At 38.3% G+C, this 17,896-nt stretch carries 18 protein-coding genes, 1 pseudogene and 1 other annotated feature; of the genes and pseudogenes, 2 read left to right on the top strand and 17 right to left on the bottom strand.

The features are described 5' to 3' along the window. Positions 1–38: 38 nt before the first annotated feature. The 8 genes from GD441_RS01420 to zapA all read right to left on the bottom strand — a co-directional run bounded on the left by GD441_RS01420 (position 39) and on the right by zapA (position 9,551). Positions 39–812: an enoyl-CoA hydratase gene (locus tag GD441_RS01420; RefSeq protein ID WP_153122930.1), complete on the bottom strand. Its 774-nt coding sequence runs from the start codon at positions 810–812 to the stop codon at positions 39–41. Positions 813–971: 159 nt separating this feature from the next. Further along, positions 972–1,571 (bottom strand): TetR/AcrR family transcriptional regulator, encoded by a 600-nt coding sequence (locus GD441_RS01415; RefSeq protein ID WP_153122928.1) that lies wholly within the window; start codon positions 1,569–1,571, stop codon positions 972–974. A gap of 257 nt (positions 1,572–1,828) precedes the next feature. Continuing rightward, positions 1,829–3,526 carry a long-chain-fatty-acid--CoA ligase gene (locus GD441_RS01410; RefSeq protein ID WP_153122926.1) on the bottom strand — a complete coding sequence of 566 codons (1,698 nt, stop codon included), beginning with the start codon at positions 3,524–3,526 and terminating at the stop codon, positions 1,829–1,831. Positions 3,527–4,028: 502 nt separating this feature from the next. Next, a complete protein-coding gene (locus tag GD441_RS01405) occupies positions 4,029–4,436 on the bottom strand; it encodes a DUF350 domain-containing protein (protein ID WP_153122924.1) in 408 nt (135 codons plus the stop codon). A gap of 15 nt (positions 4,437–4,451) precedes the next feature. Further along, positions 4,452–6,806 (bottom strand): endonuclease MutS2, encoded by a 2,355-nt coding sequence (locus tag GD441_RS01400; protein WP_153122922.1) that lies wholly within the window; start codon positions 6,804–6,806, stop codon positions 4,452–4,454. A 28-nt stretch (positions 6,807–6,834) separates the two neighbouring features. Next, on the bottom strand, positions 6,835–8,553 hold the full coding sequence (gene polX, locus GD441_RS01395; RefSeq protein ID WP_153122920.1) for a DNA polymerase/3'-5' exonuclease PolX: 1,719 nt from the start codon (positions 8,551–8,553) through the stop codon (positions 6,835–6,837). Between the two features lie 190 nt (positions 8,554–8,743). Beyond that, positions 8,744–9,286, bottom strand: a complete 543-nt coding sequence (locus GD441_RS01390) for a CvpA family protein (protein ID WP_153122918.1) — start codon at positions 9,284–9,286, stop codon at positions 8,744–8,746. Then, a complete protein-coding gene (zapA, locus tag GD441_RS01385; RefSeq protein WP_153122916.1) occupies positions 9,279–9,551 on the bottom strand; it encodes a cell division protein ZapA in 273 nt (90 codons plus the stop codon). Before zapA ends, GD441_RS01390 begins: the two co-directional genes overlap by 8 nt. Before the next feature lie 148 nt (positions 9,552–9,699). On the opposite strand from zapA, the gene rnhC reads away from it, so the two are divergent. Then, the gene (rnhC, locus tag GD441_RS01380; protein ID WP_153122914.1) at positions 9,700–10,650 is read left to right on the top strand and encodes a ribonuclease HIII; all 951 of its coding nucleotides are present in this window, start codon (positions 9,700–9,702) and stop codon (positions 10,648–10,650) included. A gap of 242 nt (positions 10,651–10,892) precedes the next feature. On the opposite strand, the gene GD441_RS01375 is transcribed toward rnhC, so the two are convergent. The 7 genes and pseudogenes from GD441_RS01375 to GD441_RS01350 all read right to left on the bottom strand — a co-directional run bounded on the left by GD441_RS01375 (position 10,893) and on the right by GD441_RS01350 (position 16,451). Beyond that, positions 10,893–11,048, bottom strand: coding sequence for a XapX domain-containing protein (locus GD441_RS01375; RefSeq protein WP_153122912.1), 156 nt, complete (start codon positions 11,046–11,048; stop codon positions 10,893–10,895). Between the two features lie 216 nt (positions 11,049–11,264). Further along, positions 11,265–11,360: an IS3 family transposase gene (locus GD441_RS17615; protein WP_153122910.1), complete on the bottom strand. Its 96-nt coding sequence runs from the start codon at positions 11,358–11,360 to the stop codon at positions 11,265–11,267. 4 nt (positions 11,361–11,364) lie between these two features. Next, positions 11,365–11,604: pseudogene (locus tag GD441_RS01365) on the bottom strand (hypothetical protein); the annotation flags it as partial. Next, complete coding sequence (locus GD441_RS17400) at positions 11,594–11,728, bottom strand: hypothetical protein (protein WP_263862420.1); 135 nt, start codon at positions 11,726–11,728, stop codon at positions 11,594–11,596. The pseudogene GD441_RS01365 and the gene GD441_RS17400, both read right to left, overlap by 11 nt. Before the next feature lie 141 nt (positions 11,729–11,869). Further along, positions 11,870–14,284 carry a phenylalanine--tRNA ligase subunit beta gene (pheT, locus tag GD441_RS01360; protein WP_153122906.1) on the bottom strand — a complete coding sequence of 805 codons (2,415 nt, stop codon included), beginning with the start codon at positions 14,282–14,284 and terminating at the stop codon, positions 11,870–11,872. A 13-nt stretch (positions 14,285–14,297) separates the two neighbouring features. Continuing rightward, entirely contained in the window at positions 14,298–15,338 is a 1,041-nt protein-coding gene (pheS, locus tag GD441_RS01355) for a phenylalanine--tRNA ligase subunit alpha (RefSeq protein WP_153122904.1), read from the bottom strand. 68 nt (positions 15,339–15,406) lie between these two features. Beyond that, positions 15,407–15,643, bottom strand: a binding site (T-box leader). Between the two features lie 67 nt (positions 15,644–15,710). After that, positions 15,711–16,451, bottom strand: coding sequence for a TrmH family RNA methyltransferase (locus GD441_RS01350; RefSeq protein WP_153122902.1), 741 nt, complete (start codon positions 16,449–16,451; stop codon positions 15,711–15,713). A 117-nt stretch (positions 16,452–16,568) separates the two neighbouring features. Here GD441_RS01350 and sspI point away from each other — a divergent pair, with 117 nt between their 5' ends. Beyond that, the gene (sspI, locus tag GD441_RS01345) at positions 16,569–16,778 is read left to right on the top strand and encodes a small acid-soluble spore protein SspI (RefSeq protein ID WP_153122900.1); all 210 of its coding nucleotides are present in this window, start codon (positions 16,569–16,571) and stop codon (positions 16,776–16,778) included. A gap of 35 nt (positions 16,779–16,813) precedes the next feature. On the opposite strand, the gene GD441_RS01340 is transcribed toward sspI, so the two are convergent. Together GD441_RS01340 and GD441_RS01335 are read right to left on the bottom strand one after the other, a co-directional pair. Then, positions 16,814–17,263, bottom strand: coding sequence for a small multi-drug export protein (locus GD441_RS01340; RefSeq protein ID WP_153122898.1), 450 nt, complete (start codon positions 17,261–17,263; stop codon positions 16,814–16,816). Positions 17,264–17,446: 183 nt separating this feature from the next. Continuing rightward, positions 17,447–17,647, bottom strand: coding sequence for a helix-turn-helix transcriptional regulator (locus tag GD441_RS01335; protein ID WP_153122896.1), 201 nt, complete (start codon positions 17,645–17,647; stop codon positions 17,447–17,449). Positions 17,648–17,896: the final 249 nt, after the last annotated feature.

Genomic DNA, 17,896 nt, shown 5'->3' with positions numbered 1-17,896 from the left:
GTGGTATTTTTGAAGATTATGAAAATTTAATACAAAAATTATTTTCCTAAAAATTGAGGTTCTCTTTTTTCTATAAAGGCGCTGATTCCTTCCTTGGCATCCTCTGAGACAAATACAGAACCAAAAATCTCTGCTTCTTTGTCCACACCTTTATAATAATTTTCATGCTTCGAGTAATTTAATAGCTCAATAGCCGCTTTAAGAGCAATCGGGCTTTTTTTAGCAATTTTTAATGCAAGTTCTTTCGCTTGATCGAAAAGTTCTTCCTCACTATAAGCATGATTGGCTAATCCATATTGCACGGCTTGAGCTCCTGTAATAGGCTCTGAAGTAAACAGCATTTCTGCTGCTTTCGCTGCACCAACGTAACGCGGTAAACGTTGTGAACCAGCAAAACCAGGTACCAATCCTAATTGCAGCTCAGGTAATCCAAGCTTTGCTTTTTCGGTAACTAATCGGATATGGCAAGCCATAGCCAGTTCTAGTCCTCCGCCTAATGCAGCTCCGTGAATAGCAGCAATAACTGGTTTTGAAAAGTTCTCAATTCTTTCAAAAAAATCTTGTCCATATTTTGCAAGCTTAGAAAATTCTTCTCCACTTGCAATCGTTGTGAATTCTTTAATATCTGCACCAGCAGAAAAGAATCTACCTTCTCCTTGTAAAAGGACTACCCTGACTTCCTCATTTTCTTCTAAACGATCAAATAACTTAGACAGTTCCTTTAATAGAGAAGAAGAAAGAGCGTTGGCAGGAGGTTTCTGCAATGTAACAAAAGCAACCTGATTTTCAATATTACAGCTTACAAATTCCATTTCCATCCCCCTTATTCGAATATAATCTAACTTGAAACATGGTAAATAAACAACCAAATTTTAGTATAGATTATTATGTTATGTAATTCAAAATAATTATAGATAAAGAGAAACTTACTCAATCTAAAAGAGGCAAGAAATAATGCCTCTTTTAGATTGTCACACTTTAAGAGGAGAGGAACTATTGATACCGCTGATCAGTAGTTGATGCACCTCTTTCGTTAAATCTGGTAAACTGTACTTTTGATCGTTCATAACCCACGTAGTGACGACTTCATCGATGGTTCCAAAAATCATTTGTCTGGCTAATCGATAATTTAAATCCTCTCGAAATTCTCCGCTTTCGATCCCATGCTTTAGAATTTGATCTACTAGACGAAGATATCCTTTTAGAACATCGTTAATTTTCATACGAAGCTCTTTATTGGATTGACGCAACTCAAGCTGGGTCACAATGGCAAGATGAGGATCTTCGGAAAGCATCCGAAAATGTTTTTCGACCAATACTAACAATTTCTCCGTCGAAGACTGAATTCCTCTTATTTCTTCTTCAATTTTTTCAACAAAGAAACCCATTTTTTCTTGAAATAATGATATCAAAATATCTTCTTTATTTTTAAAATAAAGATAGATGGTTCCGTCTGCCACTCCTGCCTGTTTTGCAATTTTTGAAACTTGAGCTTGATGATAACCATGTTCAGCAATTACAATAACAGCAGCATCAATGATTTGTTTATATTTAGGTTTATTCTTTTTCAACAGCCTATTCCCCTTTCAGAGAAGCGAATGATACATCACTCATGTTCAGACTACCAACAGTTGTGGCATATCTGTAACACTACCCTTACGGAAGATCATTTTACATCAAGGAAGTGTGTTGATGTCATAAAATTTTTCTTTGGGAGCAATAATGAATGAATAATCATTCATATTTTTATCATAAAATGCTGCTAAACTTCTGTCAAGAAAATCGTACGTTCAAATAAAAAGAGCCTAAGAATCAGGCTCGAAAACACTCAAGCTTGCTTTTTCTCTTCAGACAATTTATTTCTTTCTTCTTCAACAAGTGCTCTGCGAAGGATTTTTCCTACAGCAGTTTTCGGCAGTTCCTTTCGAAACTCATAAATCCTCGGCACCTTAAAAGCTGCTAAATGTTTACGGGCAAATTCATTTAATTCTTCTTCTGTAACTTTCATTCCTTCTTTTAAGACAATATATGCTTTAACCGTTTCTCCTCTGTATGGATCTGGTACTCCTGCTACTACGGTTTCTTGCACGGCTTCATGCTCATATAATACCTCTTCTACTTCTCTTGGGTAAATATTAAAGCCACCCGCAATGATCATATCCTTTTTACGGTCCACAACATAGAAATATCCCTTTTCATCCATATATCCTAAATCTCCAGTTAAAAACCATCCGTTTCGAAACACCATCTCTGTTTCTTCAGGTCTGTTCCAATATCCTTTCATCACTTGAGGACCTTTTACAGCGATTTCTCCAATTTCATTTGGCTCAACCGGCTCTCCTGTTTCCAAAGATAAAATGGCAGAATCAGTATCAGGCCATGGAACTCCTATGCTTCCTTTAATTCTTGGCTTATCCCAAAGGAAATTCGCATGAGTCACTGGTGACGTTTCTGTTAATCCATAGCCTTCAACAACCTTCCCGCCTGTTACTTGTTCGAATTTTTCCTGTACTTCAACTGGAAGTGGGGCAGAGCCACTGATACATGAATCAATCGATGATAAATCATATTTATGGATATCCGGGTGGTTTAACAAGGCGATATAGATGGTTGGTGCGCCTGGAAATAAGGTTGGTCTTTGCTTTTGAATGGTTTTTAAAGTGGTTTCTGCATCAAACTTTGGTAAAAGAACCATTTTGTATCCTTCCATCACCGATAAAATCATGACTGCCGTCATCCCATACACATGAAAAAATGGCAGAATACCTAGAACGGTTTCTTCTCCACGTTTACATTTATACATCCAAGCTGTACACATCTTAACGTTTGATACAAGGTTACTGTGCGTTAGCATAACTCCTTTTGGAAAGCCAGTCGTTCCACCCGTATATTGAAGCAGCGCCAAATCATGATCAGGGTCCATTTCAATAGATATTTCATCTGCTCTTGTTTGTTTAAGGATTTCAGATAGCAGATGATGATTCCCCTCATGTTCTACTTTAACCGTTATACCATATTGCTTCTTCTGAACAAACGGATAAATCAAGTTTTTAGGAAAGGGTAAGTAATCTTTGATAGCGGTTACAATAATGTGCTCTAGATTTGTTTCCGGCATGACTTTTGATACTCTCGGGAATAAAATATCAAGTGTAATAATTGCTTTTGCGCCAGAATCCTGCATTTGGTATTGAAGTTCCCTCTCCATATATAAAGGATTGGTCTGAACAACAATTCCACCTGCAAACAGGATGCCGAAATAACTGATTACAGACTGCGGTGTATTGGGCAGCATAATGGCTACTCTGTCACCCTTCTTAATTCCTAAATCCTTTAAATAATTAGCAAACTTCAATGCTGACTCATACACTTCTTTAAACGATAACTCTTTTCCCAAAAAGTGAATAGATGTTTTGTCTGGATATTGTTCAGCAGTCTCTTTCAGGTAGCTTTGAAGGGGTTTGTTATCATAAGACAGTGTAGGAGGGATTTCTCTCGGATAGTTCTCTAGCCAAAGTTTTTCCGCCATAACTTTTCCTCCTTTGTTTTAAATTTTCAAAACTTTCAATTTTATTATAATATAACGAACTTTTAGTGACAATTATTAGGTTTGTTCTTTTAGCATGATTTATTCTATTCGTGATTTTCAAATTAAGAAGTCTGAGTGTGCGTGAAATATACTTTGACTACATTCAAAAAGGAATCAGCCATTCAGCTGATTCCTTCAGACTGTTGACAAACGCTCGCATTCTTCGTCACGAACCCTCCTCCGGTGCTCATTACCGTCTATGGTAACTCCGCTCCTCGCACGGGTTCGTTCCTAGACTGACAAGCGTTTTCAATCAGTCTGAAAGTGCGTGAAATATACTTTGACTACATTCAAAAAGGAATCAGCCATTCAGCTGATTCCTTTTGAATGTTAAAGGTTATTTATTTAGCAAAAAACATCATATAGACAATCCCAAATAATACAAACCCTCCGCACAAAAGCAAGAGAATTTTCGCCAATTTTTCCACTTTATTTCTCTCCTCTATGAAATTCCTGCACCGATTACATACGATAAGCCAACGGAGATGGCCAGAGAAATGAACCCAACAGCACGATTGTCATTTTGAATTTCTTCATCAATCTTAAATCCCGGGGTTAAAAATTCATAGATAAAATAACCGATTAACAGAAGGATAAAACCGAACACTCCCCAGCTAATTAAGGATAGTAATGAATCATGCTGCATGATGGAATGACGAAAAACATTGGCTATACCAAAAATTTTCCCGCCTGTGGCCATCGCTACGGACAAGTTTCCTTTTTTGATTTCTTCCCAATTTTTGTACTTCGTTACAAGCTCAAAGACCGCTAAAAACACAATGACACAAAGGACAACTACACTATAGTAGGCAGCAATTTTAACAAATTCATTTTCCCAGAAAGAATTCATCTTTTTTCTCCCGCATTATTTAAATTCTACTACCGTAACACCTAATCCGCCTTCGGCTGCTTCACCAAAACGAATTCTTTTAACAGAGCGGTGGTTTTTTAAATATTCTTGTACTCCTTGTCTTAGTGCCCCAGTCCCTTTACCATGAATAATAGAAACTCTCGGATATCCAGCTAAAAGGGCATCATCGATATATTTTTCGACACGGAGTATTGCATCCTCATATCTCTCACCGCGAAGATCCAGCTCAAGCCCAACATGAAAATCTTTTCCTCTGACAGTAGCAAGCGGCTTGGTTTCAACAGGTTTTGGGCTATCGATATAAACTAAGTCGCTTTCGTTTACCTTCATCTTCATGATTCCAATTTGGACCTGCCATTCATCTGAGGAAACTTTTTCAACTAAATGCCCTTTTTGATTAAAGCTTAATACCTTAACTTCATCTCCAGGCTTGAATTCATGCTTTGAAGCTTTTACGATCGTTTTCTTCTTTTTCGTTAGCTTAGGTGCCGCTTCTTCTAAACGACGACGAGCTTCGATTAGCTCATGCTCTTTTACTTCAGCATTTTTCCGGATTCGTAAATCTCTTAGCTCTTTTATGATATGTTCTGCTTCTGCTTTAGCTTTTTCAACGAGCTGTTTTGCTTCCGATTCAGCTTTTTCAAGCATTTTGTCTTTTTGCTCGTAATACTCCATCATTTGCTTTTGCAAATCCTTATGAAGCTTTTCTGCCGTTTTTAATAGCTCATGTGCTTCTTTTCGTTCTTCCTCTGCCATCTTTCGGCTCACTTCTAAGGAAGCAATCATATTTTCTACTTTATTCGTGTCTTCTCCAATATATCCGCGAGCCTGCTGAATAATTTTTTCATCTAAACCGAGCCGTTTCGATATTTCAAACGCATTGCTTCGGCCTGGAACACCAATAAGCAGCTTATAGGTTGGACTTAACGTTTCAACATTAAATTCAACACTTGCATTCACGACTCCTTCACGATTGTACCCGTATGCTTTTAATTCCGGATAGTGAGTGGTAGCAATAATTCTAGCCCCACGATTGTACACTTCGTCCAATATTGAAATGGCAAGGGCTGCTCCCTCTTGAGGATCTGTTCCTGCTCCCAATTCGTCAAAGAGCACTAAGCTATTTTGGTCTACATTTTTCAAGATTTCTACAATGTTTACCATATGAGATGAAAACGTACTTAAGCTTTGCTCAATCGACTGTTCATCACCGATATCCGCAAAAACTGATTCAAACACGGCTGCTTCAGAACCGTCCATGGCAGGAATTTGTAAACCAGCTTGAGCCATTAAGGTACAAAGACCAACCGTTTTTAATGTTACGGTTTTTCCACCCGTGTTTGGTCCGGTAATGACAATCGCTGAAAATTCATCGCCTAAAAATATATCATTAGGTACTGCTTCTTCAATAGGAAGCAATGGATGTCTCGCTTTTAAAAGCTTGATTCGACCTTCTCGGTTTAAAGCTGGCTTAGAAGCTTTTAATTCTTTAGCGTATCTTGCTTTGGCAAACATAAAGTCAAGCTTTGCCAAGACTTTGACATTCTGCAACAGTTCGTTTGTATACTCACCAACTGTAGTAGATAATAACAGTAAGATTCTTTCAATTTCTTGCTGCTCTTTCATACGAATTTCTTGTAAATCATTATTCAGTTGAACAATTGCTTGAGGTTCAATAAATAAAGTTTGTCCAGATGAAGACTGATCATGGACGATCCCTCCGTAATGAGAACGGTACTCCTGTTTAACAGGAATAACAAACCTTTCATTACGAATCGTAATAATGGCATCGGAGAGCATTTTCTGAGCCGATGAAGAACGAATCATGCTCTCTAGCCTTTCCCTTACTCTAGCTTCATTCGTACGCAATTGGCTTCTCAACGTTCTAAGCTTTTCGCTTGCAGAATCCAGTACTTCTCCCTGCTCCCCAATTGCATTGGAAATCAATTTTTCTATATCCGTCATAACAAAAATGGATTGGATATACTCCTGAATAGCAGGAAGCTCAATACCCTCTTCTAGCATTTCTTCAAAGAACTTTTGCAGGATTCTCCCTGCTCTTATAGTGGAAGCAATCTCCATTAATTCTTGCGGACTGAGCATTCCGCCTATCTGGGCTCTTTTAGCATGCGGACGAATATCAAAAATGCCGCCTAGCGGTACATTTCCTTTTAATCGAATAACGGTGGCAGCTTCATCGGTCTCATGCTGCCATTTGACTACTTCATCAAAATTTGAAGATGGCAAGAGCTTTTCTACCAGCTCTGCGCCAAGCTTTGAGGAAACAAACTTTTGCAGTTGTTCCCGTATTTTATAAAACTCCAATGTTTTTAAAACTTTATGATGCATGGAGAAAAATCCCCCTTATTGTAAATAATTAATCATTTCTTTTTAAAAATGCGAGCAATTCCTCTTTGGATTTTGCATTCAATACGGAATCCTTTAAAATCCAACCCTTCTTTGCGGTTGAAACACCGATTGCCATATGCTCCAACATATCAATATTATGAGCATCCGTATTAATAACTAGCATAACACCGGCTTCCTGAGCTTTTCTTAAATAGGGTGGTGCCAGATCTAATCGATTAGGATTGGCGTTTAACTCCAATGCTGTGTTGGTTTCTTTTGCGAGCTGGATCAGCATGTCCATATCGACTTCATAACCCGAACGTCTTCCGATCAGCCGTCCTGTAGGATGTGCAATAATATCGACATGAGCGTTTTTGAGAGCTGTTTTCAAACGGTTCATAATTTTTTCTTTAGGCTGCGAAAAGCTGGAATGGATGGAGGCGATTACAAGATCCATTTCCTTTAACAGTTCATCATCGTAATCCAAAGTCCCGTCGGGTAAAATATCCATCTCGACTCCTGATAAGATTAATATATCATCATACTTTTTATTAAGCTCGGCAATCACTTTCTTTTGTTCTTGTAAGCGTTCAGCAGTCAATCCATTTGCAACCTTCAAATATTGGGAGTGATCGGTGATTGCCATATATTGATAGCCTTTCGCACGGCAAGCTTCAACCATTTCTTCAATGGAATAGGCCCCATCGCTCCAAGAAGAATGCATATGAAGGTCCCCTTTCATATCCTCAAGGGAAATAAGCTGGTCGAAATTAGAAAATTTGTCAATTTCCGTTCCGTCTTCTCTAGCTTCAGGAGGAATATAGCTTAAGCCGAAATGCTGAAAAAATTCTTCCTCCGTTTGGAAGGTTAGCACTTCACCTGTTTCTAAATTTTCCACACCATATTCACTGATTTTTTCCCCTTTTTCCTTGGCCAGCTGTCTCATTCTTACGTTATGTTCTTTAGAGCCAGTAAAATGATGCAGGGTTGTGATAAACTCCTCAGGCTTCACCATTCGAAAGTCAATGGAGATATCATATTGATAGGAAAGCATTAAGGAAACCTTTGTATTTCCGGAGGCTATTACTTCTTTAATGGAAGGCAGCTTTAATAATTGCTCTTTCACTTGATCCGGTCTTGTCGTAGCAATAATAAAGTCCAAATCTTTGACTGTCTCTTTTAGGCGGCGTAGACTCCCCGCTCTCGAATAACGTTCAATTTCTTTAACATTAGACAAATAGATTTCGATATCTTTAGCAATTGGTAATACGAAAGAAAGCGGAAAACGTTCCGGTCTAGAGCCCACTTTTTTTAAAGCAGCAAGGATTTTTTCTTCCGTTTTTTTCCCAAAGCCGGATAATTCACGAACCTTCCCTTCTTCACAAGCTGCTTTCAGCTCGTCTGCGTTCGTGATATTCAGTTCCTTATATAATTTAGCGATCTTTTTCCCGCCCATTCCCTGAAGCTGAAGTAACGGAATAAGTCCTTTCGGAACCTCTTCTTGCAGCTCAGATAAAACGGTCGATTTTCCTTCTTTTATAAACTCTTCAATCACGGCTGCTGTTCCTTTTCCGATACCAGATAAAGCAGTGAAGTCGTCGATTTCCTTCAGACTGCGATCATCATTTTCCAAAGCCTGGGCAGCTTTTCGAAATGCCGACACCTTAAATGGATTTTCTCCTTTTAACTCCATATAAATTGCAATATTTTCAAGAAGTTTGATAACATCTTTTTTATTAACTGACATTGTCATCACCTACACAAACCAAAGTAAGCATTCCATCCAGAAGAATACGTCTTTTATTAGTTTACCCTTAATTTAAGATACAGTCGTTTATAACAAAGTACAAGAGCGGAAAGCGCCTGCTTAGCTCTTATAAAGTTAAAAAGACCATCCACGATAAAATACATGGAAGCCTGTATTTTATCGGACAGTCTTACGAGGATATGTATTCAAACCACATATCTTTTATTTTCTCGGAAAAAATCGGTGTATTTTTAACCATAGACTTAGCTAGAAAAGAGTCTTGAATTTGCACTTGAATCATTTCAACCGGCAGCATAGCAGCTATGTAAATAAGGATAAACATGATAAGATAAACTTCAGCAAGACCCAAAACACCGCCGCCCCATCTATTTAGTGTTTTTAAAATTGGGAAATGGGCAATAAAATCAAGCATAGAGCCAATCAACTGCCATAAAACTTTGACTGCAAAGAAAATAATCGCAAAGGCAATCGCATTATAATACGCTACATCTAATCCAATTTGATCAAACAGCATGGTAAAAGACGACTGGTCACCCATCATAGGAAATGGAATCCAAAGCTTAAGCTTCGGTGCTAGTTCACGGTAATTCATATAAGCTGCAATGAAAGCAACAAAAAAACCAGTTAAATGAATTACTTGTAAAATGAAGCCTCTTCTAAGACCAACAATGAAGCCAATCAGAAAAATACCAACTATGGCTATATCAAGCATTGCTTTCATCCTTTTCATTTCTTTGTTCCAGTTGCATCATGGTTAACTGGTCTTTAATCTTTAAGTAGTCGTGTACAGCATTGACTGCTGTTAATACTGCAAGCTTACTAATATCTAGATATGGATTCTTAGCGCTGATCTCACGCATCTTATCATCTACCATCGAGGCAACCAGTCTTATATGGCTGGAGCTTTCCTCACCAACGATTGTGTATTGCTGTCCATATATATCAACAGTTATTTTATTTTTTTTCTTGTCTGACAAGGTGATGCCTCCAATCTAAAGAATCCTAATCTATATCATATCAAAAAGTTTTTCAGCTTGAAAGAATAACAATGTCGATTTCTATCGGATTTGTTCATATTTTGTTAAAAATTTGCAGACAATACCTATTCAAAAGGAGTTTACTTTGATGTCTACTATCGTTTTAGTTCTAAGTCAAGAGCAAATTAATAAAATGAAAGATTATTATTCTAGTGTTCTTACCCCAGTATTTCCTCCTGGAAGTGTGTTTTCGGCAAAGCCATCAGGATGTACCATTACTGCTTATAAATCCGGTAAAGTCCTGTTTCAAGGAGCCCACGCAGAGACAGAAGCAAGTAAATGGGGGAATAGCCATCATACTTCTGCACCGTCTAAGAAGGTTCCCTCTACTTCAGTGAAAAAACATGCTTACTCTCCTCCTGAAAATATTGGAACACTCTCGGTAGTTGGTTCCGATGAAGTAGGTACGGGAGATTACTTTGGACCCATTACGGTTTCAGCCGTTTATGTACCGGCAGAAAAAATTTCTCTGCTAAAAGAATTAGGAGTCCGAGATTCCAAGAACCTAAAGGACCCGCAAATTTTAGAGATTGCTTCTCAGTTAAAGCATGCTGTCACATTTAGCTTACTCGTTTTAGATAATCTGAAATACAATGAACTGCAGGGTAAAGGGATGTCCCAAGGAAAAATAAAAGCCTACCTACATAATGTAGCCATTAAAAATGTATTAAAGAATATGGAACCTGTAAAACCTGAAGCGATATTTATTGATCAATTCGCACAACCTGATGTATTCTTCAATTATTTAAAAGGACAGGAAATGTTTGAAGCAGACAAAATCTATTTAAGCACGGGTGCGGAAAGTATGCACGTATCTGTCGCTGCGGCGTCCATTTTGGCAAGAGCCGCTTTTGTAAAACAATTTGAAAAATTGAGTGAAAAAGCAGGATTTGTATTGCCAAAAGGGGCCGGTCCTGCGGTAGATACAGCTGCAGCAAAGCTAATTATGGCAAAAGGTCAAGAAGCTTTAAAGGAATTTACTAAATTGCATTTTGCAAATACTGAAAAAGCCCTGTCGATTGTGAAAAAGAGGAGATAATATGAGTGTGGATTTATAAAGAACAAATGGGAGGAAAGCTCATTTTCGTAAAGAATGGTTGGCAAACCATTCTTACGAACCAAAAGCTCACAAAAAGGTAGATCGTATATCCACTTCCACCAACCTTAAAAATAACAAAAGGCAATTGAATAAATCCCTTTACAAGGAATTTTCAATATGCCTTTTCCTTAAAAACTTATGAAATATATCCTGTCCTGCTGTAGTAAACCTAAAATAATGGATCACAAAAACATTTGTACTAACTTAGCTCCAAAATAGACTCCAAACACTCCGACCACTGCACTAAAAACTGGAGGGGCAGGTATTGGCAGTTTTATTAATTGAAATACTCCACCTACGATCATGCCGGCAAGAAGAGCTAAAAGTGTTTCTTTCATATGATCCTACCTTTCATTACGTTTCTCTATCCTTTAATATAAACGTTTTATTCTAGATTCATTCAAGAAAAAAAGAGGCTTTCGATTACTAAGTAGATATATCGATCACTTAGCGGGATTTTTGGTTCAACTTGCTAGATCAGAAACTTTTATGTATAACAAAAAGCTGCTGACGCAACTGGACTGACCCACCTATTTGAGACACAGAAAAAACACCTATGTTGCCTGTTTCCTGAACTCAATAGGAGACAGGTAGTTTAATTTGGCCTGAATTCGAATTTGATTATAATAATAGATGTAATTCTGAACCATTTGCCATAATGGTTGACAAGTAAAGCATCGAAGTACCAAACGTCAAATAAGTGATATCCGTTACCCACTTTTCATTTGGTTGAGAAGCCGTAAAATCACGGTTTAAACGATTCAGTACGATGATTTTACTTTCTCCATTGATCCAGTTTTGACGTTTTTTCTTCACACGGCATTGAAGATTCCGTTTTTGCATGATTTTTTGTACGGTTTTGCGATTCAACTTGATTCCATATTTAAGCCGTAGGACTTCTTTTAGTCTTATTTTTAATCCCTAACGTCTCCATAATTTCTCGGTTGGTATACCCTGCTTGTTTCATCTCGATAGCTTTCTGCTTGATCTCCTCTGGATCATGAACTCTTGTCTCCATAAGACAAACACCTCCACAAATCGAAGTAAGTTATACATTCGATTCAGGAGGTGTTTTTTCCTTGTCCCATTTTACTGGGTCACTTCGCAACCCCTCATGGTTTATATGCCATATGGGGTTGCGTTAGCCTGTTTGTTTGGATTATCCGCGCAACTCAGCTCCAGCTTTTTCTTTTACAGCTTCAAGAACCTTATTGTGTGCTTTTGTCACTTCTTCGTCTGTCAATGTTTTTTCTGGATCGAAGTAGCGAAGCGAGTAGGCAATCGATTTTTTGCCTGGTTCCATTCTTTCACCTTCATATAGGTCAAATACAGAAACCTCTTTTAGTAGTTTGCCGCCAGCTTCTTCAATCAATGCTTTTAGCTGACCAGCCGATACTTCTTTATTCACAACAAGTGCTATATCACGTGTAATCGATGGATAACGTGGAATCGTTTCATAGGCAATTGGAGCAACTTCTGCTTCAATTAAGGCTTTTAATGATAACTCGAATACATACGTTTCTTTTAAGTCATATTCTTTTTGGACTTTCGGATGAACCTGACCTACAAATCCGATAAATTCACCATTTAAAAGGACCTTAGCCGTACGTCCAGGGTGCATGCCATCGATTTCAGCAGCTTCATAGGTAATTTGTTCGGAAACACCAAGTATGTTAAACAATCCTTCTAAAATACCTTTTGCTACATAGAAATCAACTGGCTTCTTCTCGCCTTGCCATAAATGAGCATGCCACAAACCTGTCAAAGCTCCTGCTACATGCTCTTTTTCAACTGGTAGCTCATCGTCGGAGTTCTTTAAGAACACAGCCCCCGTTTCATAAAGAGCTACAGAATCATTTTGACGGGCTACATTATACTTCAGAACTTCTAATAACTGAGGTACAATGCTTAATCGTAATGTACTGCGATCTTCACTCATCGGCATCGCTAAACGAATCGGTTCGGCTTTTTCAATCGCATATTGAGTGGATTTTTCTGCTGTTGTTAAAGAATACGTAATCGCTTGGTACAGTCCGGCTCCTTCTAAGAATCGGCGTACTTTGCGACGCTTCAGCTGATAAGAAGACAGTTTTCCAGGAGTTGAGGCTGCAACTGGAAGAGTTTTCGGAATGTTGTCATAGCCGTAAAGACGGGCAACCTCTTCAATCAGGTCTTCTTCTATAGAAATATCACCACGGCGTGTTGGAACAGTAACCGTGATTTCATTTCCTTCAACGGATGTTTCAAATTTCAATCGTTTGAAAATATCTTCCACTTCCGCCATAGATAAATCTGTTCCAAGGCGGCTATTGATTTTTTGTAAAGTAATAGAAACGACAGAAGGCTCTACTTTTAATGTGTCTACTTCCACTGTGCCTTCGAGAACTGTTCCACCTGCATATTTTTCCATGAGATAAGCTGCTCTTTCAGCTGCAGCACGAACGCGCTCTGGATCTACACCTTTTTCAAACCGTGCACTTGCTTCACTTCGAAGTCCGTGATCCTTAGAGGCTTTGCGAATAGTCGAACCTGTAAAATAGGCTGATTCTAAAAGGACAGTCGTTGTAGTGTCAACAACTTCAGAATTCGCTCCTCCCATCACACCAGCTAATGCAACAGGCTCTTTACCATTTGTAATTACAAGATGATCTGCTTTTAATGTACGTTCTGTATCATCAAGCGTAACGATTTTTTCTCCTTCGGCTGCTCTTCTAACTACAATTTCCTTTGAACCTAGACGGTCATAATCAAATGCATGAAGCGGCTGACCATATTCAAGTAAGACATAGTTCGTGATGTCTACAATATTGTTATGAGGGCGAATACCGCTAGCCATTAAAGCTGCTTGCATCCAAAGAGGAGAAGGCCCAATCTTCACATCCTTGATGACCTTTGCTACATAAAGCGGATTATCTTCATTTGCTTCAACTGTAATGGAAATATAATCTGCTGCTTTTTCATTTCCGGCTTCAACTGAAGCTTCCGGCCATTTGACTTCTCTGCCTAAAATAGCCCCTACTTCATATGCTACACCAAGCATGCTTAAGCAATCTGCACGATTTGGTGTGAGACCGAGCTCAAGAACTTCATCATCTAATCCAAGCTGCTCTAAAGCATTGCTTCCCACTTCTGCATCATTCGGGAATACAAAAATTCCTGTTGCATATTCTTTTGCGATCAGTTTACTTTCTATTCCAAGCTCTTGAAGAGAACAAATCATTCCATGTGATTCTTCCCCGCGAAGCTTTGCTTTTTTAATTTTAAAATTGCCAGGCAATACAGCGCCTACTTTCGCTACTGCTACCTTTTGACCTTTTGCTACGTTTGATGCACCACAGATGATTTGAACGGGATTTTCTTCACCAACGTCTACTAAGCATTTATTTAATTTATCAGCTTGTGGATGTTTTTCGCATTCTAACACATGACCTACAACGACGTTTGAAATGCCTTCGCTTTTCTTTTCTACGCCTTCTACTTCAATTCCGCTCTTCGTAATTTTTTCTGCCAATTCTTCAGCAGTAATTCCGCTTAAATCTACATACTGCTGCAGCCATTTATATGAAACAAACATAGTTTCCCTCCTCTTATCCTTCGTGACGACTAAATTGTTTTAAGAATCGAATGTCATTTGTGTAAAAATGACGAATATCATCAATTCCGTATTTCAGCATGGCAATTCGTTCAGGTCCCATACCAAAAGCAAAACCAGAATATTTATTTGAATCAAATCCTGCCATTTCAAGGACATTTGGGTGAACCATACCTGCACCTAAAATCTCAATCCAGCCAGTTCCTTTACATACATTACAGCCATGTCCACCACACATTTTACATGAGATATCCATTTCTACAGACGGCTCTGTGAAAGGGAAGAAGCTTGGACGCAGGCGAATTTCACGATCTTCACCAAACATTCTTTTTGCGAATACCTCAAGTGTTCCCTTCAAGTCACTCATACGGATGTTTTCATCAATCACAAGTCCTTCAATTTGTGTAAACTGGTGGGAGTGAGTAGCATCGTCATGATCGCGGCGATACACTTTACCCGGACAAATAATTTTAACAGGACCCTTTCCTTCATGTTTCTCCATCGTTCTAGCTTGAACAGGAGAGGTATGGGTGCGAAGTAAAATTTCCTCCGTAATATAGAAGGAATCTTGCATGTCACGAGCTGGATGGCCTTTTGGAAGGTTAAGTGCTTCAAAATTATAATAATCCTTTTCTACCTCAGGACCTTCTGCAACCTGATAACCCATACCAATAAACAAGTCTTCAATTTCTTCTATAACTTTTGTTAGGGGATGATGATTTCCCACTTTTATTGGACGACCTGGAAGCGTAACATCGATTTTTTCAGCTGCTAACTTTTCTTGCACCGCAGCTTCTTCCATTGCGATTTGCTTTTCCTCAATTTTTTGAGCAATCGCTTCACGTACTTCGTTTGCCAATGCCCCGATTTTTGGTCTTTCTTCAGCAGAAAGCTTTCCCATTCCACGAAGTACTTCCGTGATTGGGCCTTTTTTCCCTAAGTACGCTACGCGAATATCATTCAATTCTTTTAAATTGGAAGCTGCCTCAACCTTGGCAATCGCCTCAACTTGCAGTTCCTGTAAACGCTCTTGCATGTATTTTCCTCCTTTATTCAAGCCGCTTATATGCGGATCTGTAATAAAATAAAAAAACTCGCCCCAAAAAAAGGGACGAGGTTACATTTCGCGGTACCACCCTTGTTAATGTACAAATAATCTGTACACTCACTCACTTAAGATAACGGCTTTTCACCGGTGCATCTTTACGCACATTCCATGCGGTCCCGATGCCGACTACAGAGGTGAACTTCACTTCTTTTCCACATAAAAATGCTTTCAGTCCCCGGCATTTTCTCCCTGCATGCTTCCAAAAAGCTACTTTTCTCTGTCATCGTCTTTTTCATATTAGTTATTACTCAATCATTATAGTCAGTTTTTTTAGGATATGCAACTGCCTTTCCATTCACATCATAATGTATATAATAAAATACCCGTTGCAACGGTTACATTTAACGATTCTGCTTGTCCATAGATTGGAATGTACAGGTTCTGATCGCACATGTCTAATATTTCTTTTCTAACTCCATTTCCCTCATTACCAACAATTAATGCAAATGATTTTTGCTTAGATACTTCTGTACTGCTCACTGCATTTTCAAGAGCTGTCCCAAAAACTGGAATTCCTTGTTGTTTTAATCTTGGGATCCATTCTTCCAATTTCCCTTTTACAATTGGCAAATGAAATACAGAACCTTGAGTGGAGCGAAGTGCTTTTCCGTTATAAAGGTCTACGCACCCTTCTCCAAGGACAATAAAGTCAACTCCAGCTGCATCCGCTGTCCGTATAATAGTGCCAAGGTTGCCAGGATCCTGCACTGCATCCAACATTAATATCTTATTGTACTGATCAGGCTCAATTTCTATCTTTTCACAAACAGCAAATACACCTTGTGTATTTTCAGTTTCAGCTAAAAGCTTTATGATTTCTTTTGGGACTTCGTACAGATCTTCATCTTGAATATCCCATTTTGTCGGTAAATCGATTTCTTCACTTTTAATAATCGATATAGCTCGCTTGTGTTTTAATGCTTCTTCCACTAAGTGAAAGCCTTCAACAAGAAATAAACCGGTTTTATCACGCTCTTTTTTTGTTAACAGCTTCTTCCATTGTTTGACCTGCGGGTTATTTGTGGACTGAATGTATTTCAAATACTCTCTCTCCTTCTTCAGCCTGATTTTCCTATTATAGCTTAAACTTTATACATAATAAATTGTTGTGTGAGAAAGGATAAAAGCAGTGCCATAATTGAATAGGAGGCTTTAAAAATGAATCTAAATCTGCGACATGCCATTATCCAGAACGTTTCAGGAAATTCTCAGGAACAGCTAGAAGATACCATTGTGGATGCAATCCAAAGCGGTGAAGAAAAAATGCTTCCGGGACTTGGCGTTTTATTTGAAATCATTTGGCAAAACTCTTCTGAAGAAGAGAAACAAGACATGCTCACAGCACTTGAAAACGGGCTAAAAAAATAACAGCTGGAATCCCGGCTGTTATTTTTGATTCTTTATTATAACAACAAATCTACACCATAATATGAAGCAACTGTTAAAAAAATCGTCCATATGAGTAGACTTATGGTCATCCAGATCGTCATCCACGTTTTCCTTGCACCAAGAGCCATTCCAATAGCTGCAGCAATGTGCGTTCCAATGAATAGGGGCGCTGCCAAGGTGATGCCAGGAAGACCGTATTTATTCCAAATTTCTTTTGCTCTTTTTTGTCTTTTGGAAGGCTGCTTATCTTCTATGTTTTTCTTTTTTCTTGCGCGAAATTTTTCAAAAAAAACAATCAAAATAAAAACTGTAACAAAATTTCCCGTAAACGCTAAAACTCCCACCCAAACAGGAGAAAGATCACGCAGTATACCTAAAGGAATCACTGCTGCAATTTCAATCCAAGGAACAGCAGCCAATAAAAAAATAAGAACGTACTCCCAAAGGGATGATAACATTTCCATTTTATCTTCTCCTTAAGAATTTGCTTTTTTAATTTCTAACCAGAAAATTAAAAACTGACAAATCGCTAATAAAAGAATAATCATGATTGCTGTTCAATCAACGTAATTAAGAAGTAAAATATAACTAATTCAAATATGAAAACCAATGACCAAAAAGGTGATCTAGCCATTTTACTTAGCATTTTATTCCTCCTCTATCCAAAAAATCTCTTCCACGCTGCACTGGAACACTTTTGCCATTTTTAATGCCAACTGTATAGATGGAGAATAATCTCCTTTTTCAATAAAACCAACTGTTTGTCTCGTAACTCCTATTTTTTCAGCCAGATCACTTTGAGTTAAGTTAAATCTTGCTCTAAACTCTTTTACCCGATTAAGGAGCATCTTACCACCTTTTCCAATATTTTATATTACGAATGTACAGTATTCTTAACATCGTGTCAACTGTATTTAACATTAAGTTAAATATGTATTACATTTTGTTTGGTAAACATAATCGAGTAGGAGGGGGTGACTAACCCCCGACCTCTCACACCACCGTACGTACCGTTCGGTATACGGCGGTTCAATTAAGTATGACGTAGAGTCTGATACCTTTCAGTTAGACTTCTTAACCCTCGGTGACTCCAATAG

Origin of the sequence: Peribacillus tepidiphilus, assembly GCF_009466385.1 — a bacterium.
GTDB classification, from domain to species: domain Bacteria; phylum Bacillota; class Bacilli; order Bacillales; family DSM-1321; genus Bacillus_BN; species Bacillus_BN tepidiphilus.
This window is presented reverse-complemented; position numbering and strand designations above follow the sequence as displayed.